Here is a 16,130-nt window from a genome sequence, read left to right on the forward strand (position 1 = left end):
GATGTAACGGAAGGTACACTTCAATTCAGGGAGGTCATGTGACCAGATGAGAATCAAAAAAGGATTAACGGGATTAATCGTAGGTGCGCTGATGCTGGGCTTGCTTGCCGGCTGTGTAGGTAAAAATGAGACGACCGGTGGAGATAACGGAGGTGGAGCGGCAGAGGGAAAAGTGAAGCTCACCATGTGGGGCGCTGTGCCGCCTGAGAATGGTCCACAGGAAGTGGTGGATACCTGGAATGCGGAGCATCCTGATATTCAGGTGGAATATGTGCGGTTTGTGAATGACGATGATGGCAACCTGAAGCTGGATACGGCGCTGTCCACCGGGCAGAACGTTGACCTGTACGTCAACTATACCCTTACAAATCTGGATAAACGCATCAAGGGCGGGACAGCACTGGATCTGGGTGAGTTCACTGATTACAACATTGATGAGAAGATGGGTGAAGATGCGGCTTCCTGGAAAGTGGACGGAAAATATTACGGGATGCCGACCAAGAAAAACGCTGCCTTCTTCGCTTTAAATATGAAAGCGCTTGATCAGGCCGGACTGAGTGTGCCGACAGCCTGGACATGGGATGAAGCCCGTGAATATGCACTCAAACTGAAGACGGCTGGCTTCAAGTACGGATTGGTGCAGCATACCGCTTCCTATGTAGACCCGCTCGATTCCGTTCTGGTGAAGAACGGTTATGTTAAGGCAGACGGCACTTCAAACCTCGATGATCCGCTCGTTACCAAATGGCTGGAGACGTTGAACGGAATGATGAAAGAGGACGCTACTACGCCTCCACTCGGTGAGCAGCTGACTTCCAAAATGCCGGTGGAAAACATGTTCCTTGGCGGTGAGTCTGCCATGATTAATATCGGCGAATGGCTGATCCGCACATCCAACAATATGACCGAGTTCCCGCGGGATTGGAAAATCGCCTTTGCCCCTGTACCGAGACTGGCTGCACAAGAAGCAGATATGGTGAAGAGTGGAGGACTCGGTGACTTTATTGCGATCAATTCCAAGTCGAAAAATAAAGAAGCCGCATGGGAGTTCCTGAAATGGTACGCCGATGGAGGAATGATGCCGATGGCTGCTGGTGGACGTTTGCCTTCCTCCAATGCGGTCGATCAACAGACTGCCATCGATCATCTGCTGGGTGATTATGCCGATTCCTATGACAAGGAGTCTCTGGAATTCGTGTTGTATGGTGATGAGACACCTACGTTTGTCCGCAGCATTGCGCAAGAGGTGGTCGACTTGCGTGCACAGGAGTATGAAAAGTTCTTCCTTGGTAACCAGACTGCCGAAGTTACGGTTCAGAACATGGTCAAACGCCATAATGACTGGCTGAAGCAGAATCAATAGATTGTAAGTGCTGCACCAAGAGCGAAGGTCGTCCCTTATGGGATGGCTTTTTCTATATAAGCAATAGAACAATTCCATGTTGTTTCCCCCCAAAAAAGGCACTGCCGAAATACATATATCTGTGATATCAGGTACAGGGTTATGTTCCTTAAATGTTAGAGGACATCTTGTTATGCTTAATTCCAGAACAGATGTTAAGGAGTGGGGGAGCATATGCATAAATCCTGGATGAAACGGCAGAGCAGGCTCGGGTATCTGTTTATTGGGCCCAATATGATTGGCGTGCTGTTGTTTTTTATTATACCAGCTGTCTATTCGTTCTATCTCATGTTCACCGATTACAAATTCATGAGCCCGGAGACGAATTTCGTCGGATTGGATAACATTCGCCGAATGATGAATGATGATCTGTTTGGGGTGGCGCTGCGAAATACATTTGTATTTCTGTTAGCGGTTCCTGTATCGATGGGGTTGGCTTTTATCGTGGCGGTGGCGCTGAACAAGTCGGTGTATTGGCAAAAAACGCTGCGTGCTCTCTATTTCATGCCCTATATCACCAGCGGCGTTGCCATCGCCTTTGTCTGGATGCTGTTATTCCAGCCAACGTCGGGGCCGATTAACGGTTTCTTGCGCGGGATCGGTATAACGAACCCACCGGGCTGGTTATCGACAACTGAATGGTCCATGTATGCGATTGATATCATCTGGATCTGGTTCATGCTGGGTTACAACATGATTATTTATCTGGCCGCCTTGCAGGAAATCCCGGAGGAATTGGTTGAGGCTGCACGGATTGATGGAGCCCGTCCTTGGCAGACGATACGCCAAGTGATCTGGCCGCTTGTGAGCCCGACTACCTTTTTGCTGCTGATTACCGGGCTGATTATGACCATCAAGAACTTTGGTATCATTCAAGCGATTACCCAGGGTGGGCCGGGGAACAGTACAACCGTCCTGTCGCTGTTTATCTACCAGAATGCCTTCCGCTACTACGAGATGGGATACGCTGCTGCCATTAGCTGGGCGCTCTTTGCCATTATTATGGTCTTCACTGTATTGCAATGGCTCGGTCAGAAACGTTGGGTTCACTACTAAGGAGGGGAGGGATCGTTATGGAAAAACGAAATGCCACGAGCGCAAAGCCCACAGCTCCGCATTCACCTATAGTTCGCATGGAGTCCTTGACCCAGATTCGAAAAATCATATTGACACTTCTGATGTCCGGTTTTGCCTTGCTGATGATTATGCCGTTCATCTGGATGATCAGCACATCGTTCAAATCTCCTGCGGACGTATTCACCTATCCCATCCAGTGGATACCCTCCAGCCTGAACTGGGAGCATCATATCAAGGTCTGGAGCGGAGCGGATACTTTTGCGACATATTATCTGAACTCGTTGAAAATATCGCTAATTAGCACGGTTGGAGCTGTATTTCTCTCAGCTTTTGCAGCCTACGGCTTCGCACGGATTCAATTCAAAGGTCGGGAGACATTGTTCCTGATCTATCTCTCGATGATGATGGTGCCTCCGCAGGTGCTCTTTGTACCGAAGTTCCTGATGTTTGAGTGGGTCGGCATATATAACACACATTGGGCATTGATTCTGCCCGGAATGTTCACGATCTTTGGGGTGTTTATGCTGCGGCAATTCTTCCTGTCGGTGCCTTCAGAGATCTCGGAAGCGGCGTTCATCGACGGTGCGGGTCACCTGCGCATATTCTTCAGGTTGATTCTGCCCTTGGCGAAGCCTGCACTGGCTACACTGGCCATTATTGATTTCTCTTGGCACTGGAATGACTATGAGAATGCCCTTGTGTTCCTGATCGACAAAGACCTGTACACCGTGCCGCTCGGACTGCAGAACTTTATTCTGGAGAATAATGTGGATTACAACGGCATGATGGCCGCTGCCACGGCAGGCATTATTCCGATGATCATCGTTTTCCTCGTGGGTCAGCATTATATTATCCAGGGCGTGGCCGGAAGTGCCGTGAAGGGCTGAAGCTGCTGTCACTGTGATCCCATAAAATAACCCTTTTGCTGAACGAAGAGATTTTCGCGGCAGGAGGGTTTTCTGTTTAGAAGCAGAGTAACTTATCTTCCCCAATACAATAGGGCTAACTTCGTATATAATATAAAATCATATGATTCTGTATGACTACATAACTATCGCGAGGTGCACTAGACTTATGCCAACCATCTATGACTTTACCGTAACCAGAACCAGTGGAGAGCGTTTCCCACTCTATCAATATGAAGGAAAGCCTGTGCTCATCGTAAACACTGCAAGTAAATGTAAGTATACGCACCAGTTCGATGACATGCAGAAGCTGTATGATCAGTACAAGGATCAAGGGCTTCAGATTATTGGTTTCCCGTGTAACCAGTTTGCAGAGCAAGAGCCAGGAAGCAGTTCGGAAGCGGAGTCCTTCTGTCAGATTAATTATGGTGTGAAATTTCCGATGTTCTCTAAGCTGGATGTGAATGGAGAAGCGGCGCACCCGCTCTACGACTTTTTGAAAAGATCAGGGCCTTTTACTGGCTTTGATGAAACAGATATACAGGCCAAATTATTGAAATTAATGGTGGCTGAAAAGGCACCGGAATGGTTACATGGCGATGCAATCAAATGGAATTTCACAAAATTCCTGATTGATGCAGAGGGTCGTGTGGTCAGACGCTTCGAACCTATCGACTCCATCGACGAGATTCAAGAGAGTATTAAACAGCTTCTATAATTTCACTTTCATATATCCTACAGGGGCATGACACAAATCGTTTCCCTCTTCCGAACAGGAGGTGCATGAATGTGCCGAGCATGATGCAATTTAGTGCTTCACTGGAGTATAGTTACCGATCCACCAGCACGTATAACCCAGGCAAGTCAGATGGATTCCATTCACATCCACATTATGAGATTTATTATTTTCATGATGGAGAATGTACCTATATCATAGGAGACCGGGTATATAACCTGGAGCCGGGTGATCTGGTGCTGATGCATGGCTTGACTCTTCATCGACCGCATCCGAAACCCGGCAGTGCTTATGAGCGAAGCACATTGCATTTTGATCCGTCTGCCATTCGCAGCAGCCTGCATCCGGATCGCATGGTTGAGGTGCTGAAGCCGTTTGAAGAACTTAGAAATTGCCGGGTCAATCTTACGGGAGATACCCGCTCTGAATTCGAAGCGCTATTACACGATCTTCATCGACTGTCTCAAAGTAAGAGCAGTTACAGGCAGGAGCGCATGAATGTGCGGCTGTGTGATCTGTTGTATTTTGTAGCTGAGATCTGTCAGGGCGATGTCGAAGAACACCTTCCATCATCGGAGAGGGAACGGCATGTGCAGCACATTATCCGTTATGTCGATACCCACTATATGAAAGACATTGGTCTGGATGATTTGGCACTGGAATTGCATTTGTCCAAACCATATTTGGCAGGTATGTTTAAGGAAATGACAGGTTTGACGATATTCAAATATCTGTATGACCGCCGTATCAATCAGGCGAAGCTTTTGTTTCAGTTCCAGCCTGAGATCACCGTGACAGAAGCAAGTCGATTGTCCGGTTTCAAACGTCTTTCGCATTTTAGTCGGATGTTCAAACAAAGTGTGGGATGTTCGCCTGATCTGTACCGTACCCAATTGCATCGCCAATCATAGAAGCCCTCTGTGAGCTGACCAGCTTGTCTGGTCGGCTCTTTTTGTTGATTTTCGTTTGAGGAGTGCATACCACTGTGTTTAGAGGACACGCAGAACAGGTAAAGAAAGGTAATGAACCCAGAGGAGGCGAATATGAATGAAACAGCGCACACCGGATCAGAATAACAACGATAACCATACAAAACGTTTCCAGGACAATCCCGAGCAGTATCAAACGGAGAAGAAAAGTTTGCTGGACATGCATGAGGAAGAACAGACTGTAGACCCGATTCCAATGGAAGACCTGAACATGGAAGCACAGGAAGAGAAGAATAAGGATCAGACGAAGAGTAACTCGTCTACGGAAGAAAAATACCGGGCTGATTATCGCAAGAATACGAACGAAGAATAGTCTCATTGCAGTTTTGAACAATAAAGGTTCAAGTGTTTTCGATGAATGTATATTTAGTGAAAATAAATTAGTTTGTTGACTAATGTATGTTACTATATTATAGTTACTATGTTGGCAAATGAAAAAGACTATTTTGGGAGGCGAATAAGAATGACTACTTTTTTTGATGCGTTGAAAAACAGAAGATCTTATTACGGAATCAGCAAGGAATCTACAATTTCGGATGCTAAAATCCAGGAAATCGTAGAAGAAGCGGTGAAATATACACCAACGTCCTTCAACTCACAAACATCCCGTGCGGTTGTATTGCTCGGTGAACAACATGATAAATTGTGGAATCACACAGAAGAAATTTTGCGTGAAGTGGTAGGCAATGAAGAAGCCTTCAAATCCACAGCAGAGAAAATGACTGGATTCCGCAGCGGATATGGTACGGTTCTCTTCTTCGAAGACAACAATGTGATCGCACAGCTTCAACAGAATTTTGCAGCTTATGCGGATAACTTCCCGATCTGGGCTAACCAATCCAACGGTATGTTGCAACTGGTGATCTGGACTGCTCTGGAACAAGAAGGTCTGGGTGCATCTTTGCAGCACTATAATCCGTTGATTGACGAGAAGTGAAGCAAGAATGGAACATTCCTGAGAACTGGAGATTGATCGCTCAGATGCCATTTGGTAAACCAACGGCAGCACCGGGTGAGAAAGAATTCCAACCGATTGAAGAGCGCGTAAAAGTACACAAGTAAGCTTCGCATTTCCCAACATTTAACCACATACGGCCTCGCTTCAATTTGATACGATGATAGTTGATCGTAATCCAATGAAGCGAGGCTTTTTGATGTGAATAATAGATTAAAAGACATAACGAACCAACGCATATGGAAAATGGCTTTATGCGGAATGTTAGCACTTGGATCGGTGGTTGGATACAGCAATACCATTCAAGCTGCAACCGTACAGCAACAGTTTCAGGATACTCGTACGAGTTATGCGAAGGATGCCATTACACATCTGGTGGACAAAGGTATTGCTGCAGGTACGTCAGAGACTACCTTTGAACCAAAGAAGGCCGTTACTCGTGCAGAGTTTGCGACGTTTGCGGTGAGATTGCTAGGTTTAAAGCCCGTTAAAAATAACATTAATCCTTATCAGGATATAAGCATGAATGCTTGGTATTACGGCAACGTTGCCGCCATGACGAATCTTTTTATTCTGGAGGGTAAGGGTCAGGGAACGTTCCAGCCTAATGCTTCCATTACGCGCGAAGAAGCGGCTGCCCTTCTTGTTCGCATGTTAAAACAACAACCCGTAGAGACCTCGCTCTTATCTTCAACGTATTTCGACGCAGCGGATATCTCGGACTGGGCACGTCCTTATGTGCAGACGGTATATCAACTTGGACTGATGCGAGGAAGTGGAGGCGTGTTCCGACCGCATGACCAGGTAACGCGGGAAGAAGCAGCCGTCATGCTCGATGCCATTTTACAAAAGAAAACATGGTCTGAACAGTTACAACGTGGGGATGAACTCGGTGTTCAGCTGGGTTGGCAATATAATTCCACCACAGCTGAATTCAAGAAGCAAGTGGAACAGTCTGAAGTGAATACGCTCGTCCCACGCTGGTTTTTCTTGAACAGCAGTATGAAAGTAACAGATCACGCGGACCCGGCATTAATCTCCTGGGCATCCGCTACCAACAGACAATTATGGCCATTGCTTGGCAATCGCTCCGACTCGGCCATGACCCATCAGATGTTATCGAGTTCAGTCAACCGAGCAGCAGTGATCTCACAGGTAGCCGCCTATGTCAAAACCTATAAACTGGACGGCATTAACGTGGACTTCGAGAATGTCGATCCTGTGGATCGTGAAGGGTTAACGGCATTTGTCACCTCCTTGACGGCAACGTTGCACGCACTGGGTGCAGTTGTGTCTGTAGATGTATCGCCAGATCTCGGTACAGATTGGACGGATGCATTTGATTATGCCAAACTGGGCGCTGTATCGGATTATATGGTGCTGATGGGATATGAGGAACACTGGAATGGTGATCCAAAAGCCGGTTCAGTGGCCTCTCTTCCATGGGTGGAAAAGGCTTTGGACACCATGCTCTCCGAAGTAGTACGTGCCAAAACAATTTTGGCCCTTCCGTTGTATACACGAGACTGGTCCTCAGTGAATCCGGCAGCTAGTTCTTGGGACATCACACTGGCAGAACAGGGAACGCGTGCGCATGCCACGGGATCTGTAAGACGCTGGGATGCGAGTCTGGTTCAATATATTATTGGTTACAACAGCAACGGTACACCAAGATATATATGGGCAGAGGATAGTCGTTCGTTATCGGCCAAAGTGTTAATGAGTGAGCAACGGCAGATTGCTGGACTGGCTTACTGGTACATGGGCGGCGAAACAGCTGATGTATGGAACGCCATTTCGAATGCATCGCGATTTGAATCGTATAACTTCTAAGCAATCATGAATCTTATAGGCCCAAACTCACCGTGATTCAGGCGGATGGTTTGGGTCTTTTTATTTTGGTATAAGATAAGGAGGACGAGGACGCGTTTAAGCTTGACTGAACGGTTTAATGTATATAAGGACAAAATATATATATATTGAGCTAAACATTTACACAATAACGGAGAGGACAGAAAGAGCCTGAAGAAGCGAAGTGTTCGCCTTTATCCCCGGATTTACCCTTTGTAAAAGGTATAAAAAAAATCTGGGGATAACAGCGATCGGAAGGTTGTTCTGTCATCGGAGTGACAAGTGTAAATATTCTTTAGTTCAATGTGTATAGTTCAGGAGGAGAAGGAGCATGCGAGAGGTTGATTGCATAATAGTAGGTGGAGGGCTCGCAGGGCTTCAGGCAGCCATTCAGCTTGGGCGTTATTCGGCCCATCAGGTCTTGGTGATTGATGCGGGAGAGGGCAGATCGACATTGTGTCGGACGTATCATAATATTCTCGGTTTCCCCGATGGGGTGTCCGGCGAGGAACTCCGTGCCCGAGGCAGGATGCAGGCAGAGCAGACAGGTATAGCTTTTGAGAAAGATCGTATCGTTAAAGCAGGACGTCAGGGTGAGAAGATTCAATTATTCGGTACTTCCGGATCTGAATATAGAAGCAAAACGGTGCTTCTGGCAACGGGTCTTACGGATCGAGTGCCGGATATTCCGGGACTAACCCCAACGTTGGGTCGCACAGTCTATGTCTGCCCTGATTGCGATGGCTATGAAATTCAAAATCAGCGGACTGTTCTGTTGGGATCTGGTGAAGCAGGAGCCAATATGGCGATGATTTTAATCCAGCGTACCAACGACTTGTTATACATCAATCATGAGCAGACCGCCATATCTGCAGAGCTTCATCGCAGTATGAAAGAGGCGGGCGTTCGTTATCTGGAAGCAGCTGTCCAGGAAGTGCAACAGATTGAGGATGGCCATATCACCGGTGTTCTGACCGAAGATGGACAGATTTTTGAGTCAGAACGAGGGTTTATCGCTTTTGGAGGAAATAAGGTGCACTATGAATTGGCAGAGCAGCTGGGAGCTGTGATTGCAGATAATAAACATGTAGAAGCCAACCCGCGCAGCTTGCAGGCAGCAACGAATGTGTGGATTGCCGGGGATCTGGGTTTACATGCAGAGCAAGCAACCGTTGCGATGGGTGAAGGTTCCATTGCGGCGATCTGGATTCATAAGGCGTTACAGCAGATGACAAAGGATTCACTTTGAAATCTCCGGATAAGAGGCTGATTATCAATCATTACCAAAAAGTCCTCCCAAGCCATGCGTATGGCTGGAGGACTTTTTAAGCTAACTTTTGCTATGGAGAAAAGGATCTCGCTTATTTACTCGATGAATCCGTTGACTTGGAAGAAGACGTCTCGTCCTTCGAGTCATGTGAGAAATCTTTGCGAATATTATCCACGATATCGCCTACTACACCTTCAATCATATCGGTTGGCCCAGGATTTTGCTTGTCTGGATGGATCACGGTGTTCACGCCTGGTTCAAGTTCATCGTTTGTTTTCTCATGTTTGGCTTTGTCGCTCATGGGAAATCCCTCCTTGTTCCGTAATGTACAGGTGTTTCTTAAGATATCCAAACACCATTACGTATATGTAAACGATTAACCGCTGGAGTTCATTTGAAACGTGATGTTCAAAGATCAATACGCAGACAGGATAGAAATTTACTGATTAATCTTGGGCGAGCAGTTTATATTATAGATAACCGGTTAATGTTAAGCATGCTGTATGTTCCAATGAACAATTATTCTCAAGGAGGTTATTCAGATGAATGAACAAAATCACGTAATCCATAAAGATGGCCAAGTTTCTACTGACAAAGTGGACAATGCAATTGAGAAGATTGCACCGGAAGAAAGAGAACAGATTTTACAGAACTTTGACGCATTCAAAGAGTACCTGGGTAAGCGAATTGCGATGGGAGAATCCATTGGACTAAGCGAGGAGCAGATGGCTAAAATCGCTGAGAAAGTGGCAGACTATCTGGCAGCTCGGGAGGAACCTCGCAATCGTGAAGAGAAGTTGCTTCAGGAGCTGTGGAATGTAGGTAAGGAAGATGAACGTCATATGCTGGCTCATATGCTCGTTCGTTTGGCGCAAAGCGCTACAACCAATCATTAAGATGAGCTTCTAAGCATAAGATACATTTACAAGCATAAGAATCGTATATATGTATTGAACCCCTGGATGGAGATGGCATCAGGGGTTCTTTTACCTTTTATGTTGACTACAAACTGGAGTGGTGACGCGCATTGTAACTATTTTTAATCTGGCTGATACTTTTATAGTCCCTATTGCAAGTATGATAAGAAAAGAAAAGAACGTTGGAATTAATAGTTCAGATGAGCGTTTGAGGTGGAAGACTTCCGGTTAAGGAATAGTAACGTTCATATTAAGGAGAGATGTTACCTATGAAGAACGCGGCAAAACAATGGAAACTACGAATGATCGGTGCAGTTGTTGCTTTACTTGGCATGATTGTGCTGACTACATATTTACTTACCCCTGCGAATGCTCAAGGTAGTTTGGAGGCTCAACAACCTTCTGCCAAAGAAGCTCAGGTCGCCAACTCTGAGATGTTTACAGCCTATGTGGAAGGTATGCACCAAGAGAATGGCAAGTTGGTTATGACAGTGGACAAGATTGGCTGGTACCAAGGTGAAGAAGCCGATGCGATTTTTGCACAGCGCAACCCGGAAGCAGGTATAGACGGTGCTCCAGATGGTTACTATATTGTCAATGACAGCAAAGAGCAGGAACAGGTTGAAGTTAGTGCCAATGCTGAAGTATTGATGCAGTTATATGATCGGGATGGTACGATGCAGGGCGCAGACATTCAGTGGAATGAACCTGTGACATTATCCAAGTTTGAATCGTTGTATGAGAATACCCGTATTCTCGATCTGTCCGTATTCCCTTATCATCTGACAGTGCAGGACGGAAAAGTTACCAAAATTGTGCAACAATACATCCCATAAAAGTGAGATGGGATTCATCAGTCAAGCATTCCTCCCGTTCAATAGAACGGTGAGGGATGCTTTTTGGTTATGACAAATTCATGAAAGCGATTGTAATTAATGGGAGGTACATGTATCATTATTGGAATGGCGTTTTTACATAGTTCAGGAGGAGCCTCATGCTTAAAGACATGATTGCATTAACCAAACCCGGACTTCTAAGGCTGAATGTGTTTGCGGTGGCGGTAGGATTCTGGGTAGCTTCAAAATGGGATATCCATTGGTTATCTCTGCTCATGGTCGTGATTGGATCAACATTGGTTATTGCTTCAGCTTGTGTAATCAACAATTATTGGGATCGTGAATTGGACCAAAAGATGGAGCGTACCAAAAAAAGGATGGAGTACATTAACCATCTGAAACCAGGTTTTGTTCTTGGCTATGGCATTATCCTTGGTGTTGTGGGACTAGCAGTCCTGTATCTCCTGGTGAATCCATTATCGGGCTGGATGGCACTGCTCGGATGGCTCGCGTACATCGTGATCTACACGATGTGGTTGAAGCGCAGTTCGACCTGGAGCACGTCGCTGGGTGGAATTGCAGGAGCGATGCCGCCGGTCATCGGTTATACGGCTGTAACGAATGAAATTGATGCAGGTGCCTGGTTGCTGTTTGCATTATTGTTCTTGTGGCAGCCACCACACTTCTGGTCATTGGGTATTCGCCGGGTGGAGGAGTATCGCGCTGCCGGTTTCCCGTTGTTGCCTGTCGTAAAAGGGGTAAAACGTACCAAGCTTCAGATGATTCCTTACGTTTTCCTACTGCTTCCTGCTGTATTCCTGTTGTATTACTACAACTATGTTGGTCTGGTATTCCTGATTGTATCTGTGATTGGTGGACTAATCTGGTTCGTGCATACACTTAGCGGACTGAAGACACAGGATGATGAGAAGTGGGCAAAAGTGAACTTTCTGATCTCGGTTAACTATCTCATGCTCGTATTTATTGTTATGGTCGTGAACACGACATGGTCCTAATCAAGGGATGAACAGATTACTTTGAGAGAAAAGCACCTTAAGCGAGTTGGCTGCATCGAATGAAAAAGCACACTATGGAATAGCGTTTGGACAACCTTGGGTTGTTACAACATATTCTCTAGGGTGCTTTTTTGGTATAATAAAACAATTGAATCATATATGTGGAAATTATAATGCAAGATGGGAAGTGACAGCATGAGTAATTTGGAACAGGCCGTGCGGTGGAGACAAGAAGGCAAGGTGAAGGAAGCGATTGAACTTCTGCAAGAGATTACAGTCCAGGAACCCGAGAATGCGAATGTCTGGTACCAACTGGCTTGGGCACATGATTCGCTTGGATTGGAGCGGGAAGCTGTCCCGCATTATGAGCAGGCACTGGATCTGGGTCTCTCAGGAGAAGACAGGGCAGGCGCAATACTCGGACTGGGCAGTACATATCGAACGCTTGGAGAGTACGAGCAGGCGAAAGCTTGGTTTGAAACGGGGATGAAAGAATTCCCGGCGTACCGGGAATTTGAGGTTTTCTATGCCATGGTGCTCTATAATCTGGGTGAACATGCAGAAGCGATGCAACGACTGCTCGTTCAAATCGCGGATACTTCAAGTGACAAGAGAATAAACGAATATAACAGAGCAATTCGTTTCTACGCAGATCAGCTGGATCGGGTGTGGGAATAGACCGAATACGCCAAAAAAAGGAGATGGACGAATGAACTCCAATCAAGATCTGAAACAGGTAAATGAAAGGTTGGATCAAATTGAGCAGAAGCTGGATAGCCTGGAACGCAACCAGCAGAACAAACGCTCACCTGGCCCGCGCTTCCTGATTGGTTTTGGCATCACGATTGCCGTTATATTTGTACTGCTGCTGACCCTCGGTGTTATACAATTTGTGAGTAACGTGAGTAATGGATAGAAAAAGTCGATCATAACGAAAGGTAGTTCGATCTCCCAAGTTACAGGGCTGGGGCAAGCCACTCTTGTACCTCTTCAATGAAACGCCGCGTAGCGGGTGATAGATTGCCCAAAGAGGGGCAGGCCATGCCAATCGTGCGATAAGGATCTCCAGCGAGTGGCACGAGCGCGAGCGAATCAGTATGATTTTGTAGAACCATTTCTGGGAGCAGGCTGATGCCGAGGCCATTACGGACCATCGCCATGATGGCTTGATCTTCTGCAACTTCATAGACGACATTGAGCTTGGCTGCATGCTGCCGGATCAGTCGTTCTATCTCGTTATCTCCGCCCCACTTGGGTAGAATAAAGGGTTGCTCCAACAGAATATCAAACGAAACAGATTCCTCTGAGGCGAGAGGATGATCCAGAGGCAGGATACACATCATCCTGTCTTTTTGCAATGGGATCGTCTCAAAAGGTGATGAATCGCCGAGGGACAGAAATCCGAGATCGATGGCACCTCCAGCCAACCAGCCCTCAATCTCAGCATAATCGCCTTCCCACAGCTTGATCTCAATTCCGGGATGACGCAGACGAAATTGTTTCAGGATGCCCGGCAACCACTGTGTGGACACACTGGCGAAAGTACCAATACGCACGGTACCAATCTCCGCGCCGCGAATGAGGGAGATTTCCTGGTTCATCAGTTCTGTCCAGCGCAGAATCTCACGGGTGTATCCCAGAATGCGTTCGCCTTCAGCGGTAACACGCACACCGGAGCGGCCGCGATGAAGCAGTGAAAAACCACATTCTGTCTCCAGACTTGCAATGGCATGGCTGACTGCGGATTGGGTGATATTCAGCGCTTCAGCTGCTTTGGTGAGACTGCCATACTCCACAACGGTATTCAAAATTTCGTATTTGATCAGTGACATGAATGGTCCCGTTCCTTCCTATTTTCAATACATGAGTTTATTTCATATAATCCATTATAAATATTCATTTTTATAATGCAAAGAGATCGTTTATACTTGCCAAGGCGAGTTAGTTTGACGCACGATCACACAGATCAGAATACATAGAATGAAGGTTGAAGCAAGATGAATGGTGTACAGGTTAATCAAGGTCAGGCAACGAGAAGAGCGGACATACAGATGCTGCTCGCAACGGTCATATGGGGGTCATCCTATCTGTTTATGAAATCGGGCCTGGAGTCCATGCAAGAATTGAATCTGGTCGCATTTCGTTTTGGAATTGCCTTTATTGCCGCAGGACTTCTTTTTCATCGGCGATTGTTTAAGATGGATCGCAGAACACTTGTGGCAGGAGCGATTATGGGGACAGCTTTATTCGCTGCATTTGTATTCATCACCTATGGTGTGCAACGAACAACAACATCCCAAGCGGGATTCTTGATAAGTTTGGCCGTTATTTTTGTACCGATCCTAACGACCATCCAGCATCGTCGTATGCCAGACAAACGATTGACGCTGAGTATCCTGGTTGCAGTTACCGGGCTTGGCTTGTTGACGCTTCAACATGAGCTTAGTCTGCACACGGGAGATATTCTCTGCATACTAGCAGCACTTGTGTATGCCATCTATATCATGATTGCTGGCAAGTTCACACCGAAGCATGATCCATTAACATTAGGGACAGTTCAATTGGGTTTTGCGGCGGTGTGGGGAATTGCAGCTACATTTATGCTGGAGACGCCACGTATGCCCGATACGGCTGAATCCTGGGCAGCCATTCTCGGGTTAGGTGTTTTGTGTAGTGGCTTGGGGTATATTCTGCAGACACTCGCGCAGCGTCATGCCTCTCCTGCAAGAACAAGTCTGATTTTTTCACTCGAACCACTATTTGCAGCGGCCTTTGCATTTACCTTTCAAGGAGAGTCGCTAACGTTGCAAGGGTATGCGGGAGCAGCTTTGATGTTGGTTGGTGTTCTGATCACAGAGATCAAACTTCCACAGCCTATCTTCTGGCGCAGAAAACGCCCGGTTTTACAGTCGGAACTCGGCGATCAGGGAGCACCAAGCGTATAATTGGGGGAAAGGGTCCTTTCGTCATCTTCTATGGGAGGTGGGGAGAGGGCCTTTTTTGGTTATGTCGCACACCTTGTGAAACAGATAAACATCTACCTAACAATAACAAAATAACATAACCTTGTTTTGTTGATTTTTGTTTTTTATGCTACACTGAATGGAAAATTAGGAAAAACGGGTGAGTAGGATGGCCAAAAGAGTAACGATGCAGCAAATTGCGGATGCTGCGGGGGTGTCCAAATTCGCAGTCTCCCGTGCGCTGACGGGCAAGCCTGGTGTGAGTGAGCATACACGCGAGATGATTGTCAGAACAGCGGGGCAGCTCGGGTATTTTAGAACTGAGCCTAAGCGTTATCCGGGCGAGACACAGATATCAACGGAGATGAAGCCAGAAGCGGAGCGACAAGGCACGATATTGATTTTGTTTCCCAACATTCGTTCTCAGAATCGATCTTCCTTATACTGGGGTCCAGTGTTTGATGGCATTTCTGAGAGGCTGAATGAGAAGGGAATGGATATTCTAACGCTGACAGAACCCTCTTCAGATCGGATGTTCTCGGTCCTTAATCCCGACGCAATCAGCGGAGTCATTACCGTGGGCACCATCTCGACATCGGTATTGCTGGAGATTTACAGGCTGCGTATTCCGCTTGTCATGGTGGATCATGAAGACCCTGCCATATACGCTGACTCGGTTTTTACGGACAATATGAAGTGTATGAAAGAACTGGTTCTGATGCTCGTTGGAAAAGGGTACAGAAGGTTCCAGTTTGCCGGGCAACTGCCGGATGCGGCAAGTTTTAGAGAACGCTGGCTTGGATATCGTACGGTGCTGGAAGAGAAGCAGTTGGAGGGGGGACAGCAAGAAGGGTTGCTGGGACCAGAGTATGATGAGATCCGGAGATCCATTGCTGGAATGGAGCTGGAGGATATCCCTGAAGTATTCGTGTGTGCAAATGACCATACAGCTGTCATTGTCATTCAGGCACTCCAAAGTCGAGGCATTCAGGTGCCTGAACGCTGTGCTGTAACCGGATTTGACAATACGCAGATGGATGAACCCATTCTTGCTTCGGTACATATTAACAAAGAGAATCTGGGAACAAGAGCAGTAGATCAGCTGTTGTGGCGGATCAAACATCTGGATGAACCTTATGAACGCAAGCTGATCTATTCGGAATTAATTATTCGTGATGAATATAACGCCAGTATAGAGTAGTGTGATATAAAG

17 protein-coding genes and 1 pseudogene are annotated in these 16,130 nt (G+C 46.5%); 16 read left to right on the plus strand and 2 right to left on the minus strand.

Annotation, left to right across the window (positions count from 1 at the left end; translation table 11 throughout):
- The first annotated feature begins 46 nt into the window (after window positions 1-46).
- The 9 genes and pseudogenes from WFI24_RS07105 (at window position 47) to WFI24_RS07145 (ending at window position 9,164) form a co-directional block, all read left to right on the plus strand.
- Window positions 47-1,363, plus strand: a complete 1,317-nt coding sequence (locus tag WFI24_RS07105) for an ABC transporter substrate-binding protein (protein WP_336759698.1) — start codon at window positions 47-49, stop codon at window positions 1,361-1,363.
- A 213-nt stretch (window positions 1,364-1,576) separates the two neighbouring features.
- Window positions 1,577-2,458: a carbohydrate ABC transporter permease gene (locus WFI24_RS07110; RefSeq protein ID WP_336759699.1), complete on the plus strand. Its 882-nt coding sequence runs from the start codon at window positions 1,577-1,579 to the stop codon at window positions 2,456-2,458.
- A 77-nt stretch (window positions 2,459-2,535) separates the two neighbouring features.
- The gene (locus WFI24_RS07115) at window positions 2,536-3,366 is read left to right on the plus strand and encodes a carbohydrate ABC transporter permease (RefSeq protein ID WP_076249967.1); all 831 of its coding nucleotides are present in this window, start codon (window positions 2,536-2,538) and stop codon (window positions 3,364-3,366) included.
- A gap of 187 nt (window positions 3,367-3,553) precedes the next feature.
- Complete coding sequence (locus tag WFI24_RS07120; protein ID WP_124114201.1) at window positions 3,554-4,102, plus strand: glutathione peroxidase; 549 nt, start codon at window positions 3,554-3,556, stop codon at window positions 4,100-4,102.
- Window positions 4,103-4,167: 65 nt separating this feature from the next.
- A complete protein-coding gene (locus WFI24_RS07125) occupies window positions 4,168-5,031 on the plus strand; it encodes an AraC family transcriptional regulator (protein ID WP_336759700.1) in 864 nt (287 codons plus the stop codon).
- A gap of 136 nt (window positions 5,032-5,167) precedes the next feature.
- Window positions 5,168-5,422 carry a hypothetical protein gene (locus WFI24_RS07130; RefSeq protein ID WP_336759701.1) on the plus strand — a complete coding sequence of 85 codons (255 nt, stop codon included), beginning with the start codon at window positions 5,168-5,170 and terminating at the stop codon, window positions 5,420-5,422.
- Between the two features lie 150 nt (window positions 5,423-5,572).
- A pseudogene (locus WFI24_RS07135) lies at window positions 5,573-6,171 on the plus strand (nitroreductase family protein).
- Window positions 6,172-6,265: 94 nt separating this feature from the next.
- Window positions 6,266-7,897 carry an S-layer homology domain-containing protein gene (locus WFI24_RS07140; RefSeq protein WP_336759702.1) on the plus strand — a complete coding sequence of 544 codons (1,632 nt, stop codon included), beginning with the start codon at window positions 6,266-6,268 and terminating at the stop codon, window positions 7,895-7,897.
- A gap of 349 nt (window positions 7,898-8,246) precedes the next feature.
- The gene (locus tag WFI24_RS07145; RefSeq protein WP_336759703.1) at window positions 8,247-9,164 is read left to right on the plus strand and encodes an NAD(P)/FAD-dependent oxidoreductase; all 918 of its coding nucleotides are present in this window, start codon (window positions 8,247-8,249) and stop codon (window positions 9,162-9,164) included.
- Window positions 9,165-9,276: 112 nt separating this feature from the next.
- On the opposite strand, the gene WFI24_RS07150 is transcribed toward WFI24_RS07145, so the two are convergent.
- Window positions 9,277-9,486: a hypothetical protein gene (locus WFI24_RS07150; RefSeq protein ID WP_145318416.1), complete on the minus strand. Its 210-nt coding sequence runs from the start codon at window positions 9,484-9,486 to the stop codon at window positions 9,277-9,279.
- A 241-nt stretch (window positions 9,487-9,727) separates the two neighbouring features.
- Here WFI24_RS07150 and WFI24_RS07155 point away from each other — a divergent pair, with 241 nt between their 5' ends.
- The 5 genes from WFI24_RS07155 (at window position 9,728) to WFI24_RS07175 (ending at window position 12,870) form a co-directional block, all read left to right on the plus strand.
- On the plus strand, window positions 9,728-10,081 hold the full coding sequence (locus WFI24_RS07155) for a DUF3243 domain-containing protein (protein ID WP_145318413.1): 354 nt from the start codon (window positions 9,728-9,730) through the stop codon (window positions 10,079-10,081).
- 290 nt (window positions 10,082-10,371) lie between these two features.
- Window positions 10,372-10,938, plus strand: coding sequence for a hypothetical protein (locus tag WFI24_RS07160; protein ID WP_336759704.1), 567 nt, complete (start codon window positions 10,372-10,374; stop codon window positions 10,936-10,938).
- A 158-nt stretch (window positions 10,939-11,096) separates the two neighbouring features.
- Window positions 11,097-11,954, plus strand: coding sequence for a heme o synthase (gene cyoE, locus WFI24_RS07165; RefSeq protein WP_336759705.1), 858 nt, complete (start codon window positions 11,097-11,099; stop codon window positions 11,952-11,954).
- 195 nt (window positions 11,955-12,149) lie between these two features.
- Window positions 12,150-12,632, plus strand: coding sequence for a tetratricopeptide repeat protein (locus WFI24_RS07170; protein WP_336759706.1), 483 nt, complete (start codon window positions 12,150-12,152; stop codon window positions 12,630-12,632).
- 31 nt (window positions 12,633-12,663) lie between these two features.
- The gene (locus tag WFI24_RS07175) at window positions 12,664-12,870 is read left to right on the plus strand and encodes a hypothetical protein (protein WP_336759707.1); all 207 of its coding nucleotides are present in this window, start codon (window positions 12,664-12,666) and stop codon (window positions 12,868-12,870) included.
- Window positions 12,871-12,910: 40 nt separating this feature from the next.
- On the opposite strand, the gene WFI24_RS07180 is transcribed toward WFI24_RS07175, so the two are convergent.
- Window positions 12,911-13,786 carry a LysR family transcriptional regulator gene (locus WFI24_RS07180; protein WP_336759708.1) on the minus strand — a complete coding sequence of 292 codons (876 nt, stop codon included), beginning with the start codon at window positions 13,784-13,786 and terminating at the stop codon, window positions 12,911-12,913.
- Window positions 13,787-13,951: 165 nt separating this feature from the next.
- Here WFI24_RS07180 and WFI24_RS07185 point away from each other — a divergent pair, with 165 nt between their 5' ends.
- Together WFI24_RS07185 and WFI24_RS07190 are read left to right on the plus strand one after the other, a co-directional pair.
- Window positions 13,952-14,899 carry a DMT family transporter gene (locus WFI24_RS07185; RefSeq protein WP_336759709.1) on the plus strand — a complete coding sequence of 316 codons (948 nt, stop codon included), beginning with the start codon at window positions 13,952-13,954 and terminating at the stop codon, window positions 14,897-14,899.
- 187 nt (window positions 14,900-15,086) lie between these two features.
- Window positions 15,087-16,118: a LacI family DNA-binding transcriptional regulator gene (locus WFI24_RS07190; protein ID WP_336759710.1), complete on the plus strand. Its 1,032-nt coding sequence runs from the start codon at window positions 15,087-15,089 to the stop codon at window positions 16,116-16,118.
- Window positions 16,119-16,130: the final 12 nt, after the last annotated feature.

It is taken from the genome of Paenibacillus sp. USHLN196, assembly GCF_037144955.1.
In the GTDB taxonomy this organism is placed as follows: domain Bacteria; phylum Bacillota; class Bacilli; order Paenibacillales; family Paenibacillaceae; genus Paenibacillus; species Paenibacillus xylanexedens_C.

Excerpts from the sequence above, each read along its gene's own strand:
- WFI24_RS07105 (WP_336759698.1), top strand. The coding sequence starts at position 47 with ATGAGAATCAAAAAAGGATTAACGGGATTAATCGTAGGTGCGCTGATG.
- WFI24_RS07110 (WP_336759699.1), top strand. The coding sequence starts at position 1,577 with ATGCATAAATCCTGGATGAAACGGCAGAGCAGGCTCGGGTATCTGTTT.
- WFI24_RS07115 (WP_076249967.1), top strand. The coding sequence starts at position 2,536 with ATGGAGTCCTTGACCCAGATTCGAAAAATCATATTGACACTTCTGATG.
- WFI24_RS07120 (WP_124114201.1), top strand. The coding sequence starts at position 3,554 with ATGCCAACCATCTATGACTTTACCGTAACCAGAACCAGTGGAGAGCGT.
- WFI24_RS07125 (WP_336759700.1), top strand. The coding sequence starts at position 4,168 with ATGAATGTGCCGAGCATGATGCAATTTAGTGCTTCACTGGAGTATAGT.
- WFI24_RS07130 (WP_336759701.1), top strand. The coding sequence starts at position 5,168 with ATGAAACAGCGCACACCGGATCAGAATAACAACGATAACCATACAAAA.
- WFI24_RS07145 (WP_336759703.1), top strand. The coding sequence starts at position 8,247 with ATGCGAGAGGTTGATTGCATAATAGTAGGTGGAGGGCTCGCAGGGCTT.
- WFI24_RS07150 (WP_145318416.1), bottom strand. The coding sequence starts at position 9,486 with ATGAGCGACAAAGCCAAACATGAGAAAACAAACGATGAACTTGAACCA.
- WFI24_RS07155 (WP_145318413.1), top strand. The coding sequence starts at position 9,728 with ATGAATGAACAAAATCACGTAATCCATAAAGATGGCCAAGTTTCTACT.
- WFI24_RS07160 (WP_336759704.1), top strand. The coding sequence starts at position 10,372 with ATGAAGAACGCGGCAAAACAATGGAAACTACGAATGATCGGTGCAGTT.
- cyoE (WP_336759705.1), top strand. The coding sequence starts at position 11,097 with ATGCTTAAAGACATGATTGCATTAACCAAACCCGGACTTCTAAGGCTG.
- WFI24_RS07170 (WP_336759706.1), top strand. The coding sequence starts at position 12,150 with ATGAGTAATTTGGAACAGGCCGTGCGGTGGAGACAAGAAGGCAAGGTG.
- WFI24_RS07175 (WP_336759707.1), top strand. The coding sequence starts at position 12,664 with ATGAACTCCAATCAAGATCTGAAACAGGTAAATGAAAGGTTGGATCAA.
- WFI24_RS07180 (WP_336759708.1), bottom strand. The coding sequence starts at position 13,786 with ATGTCACTGATCAAATACGAAATTTTGAATACCGTTGTGGAGTATGGC.
- WFI24_RS07185 (WP_336759709.1), top strand. The coding sequence starts at position 13,952 with ATGAATGGTGTACAGGTTAATCAAGGTCAGGCAACGAGAAGAGCGGAC.
- WFI24_RS07190 (WP_336759710.1), top strand. The coding sequence starts at position 15,087 with ATGGCCAAAAGAGTAACGATGCAGCAAATTGCGGATGCTGCGGGGGTG.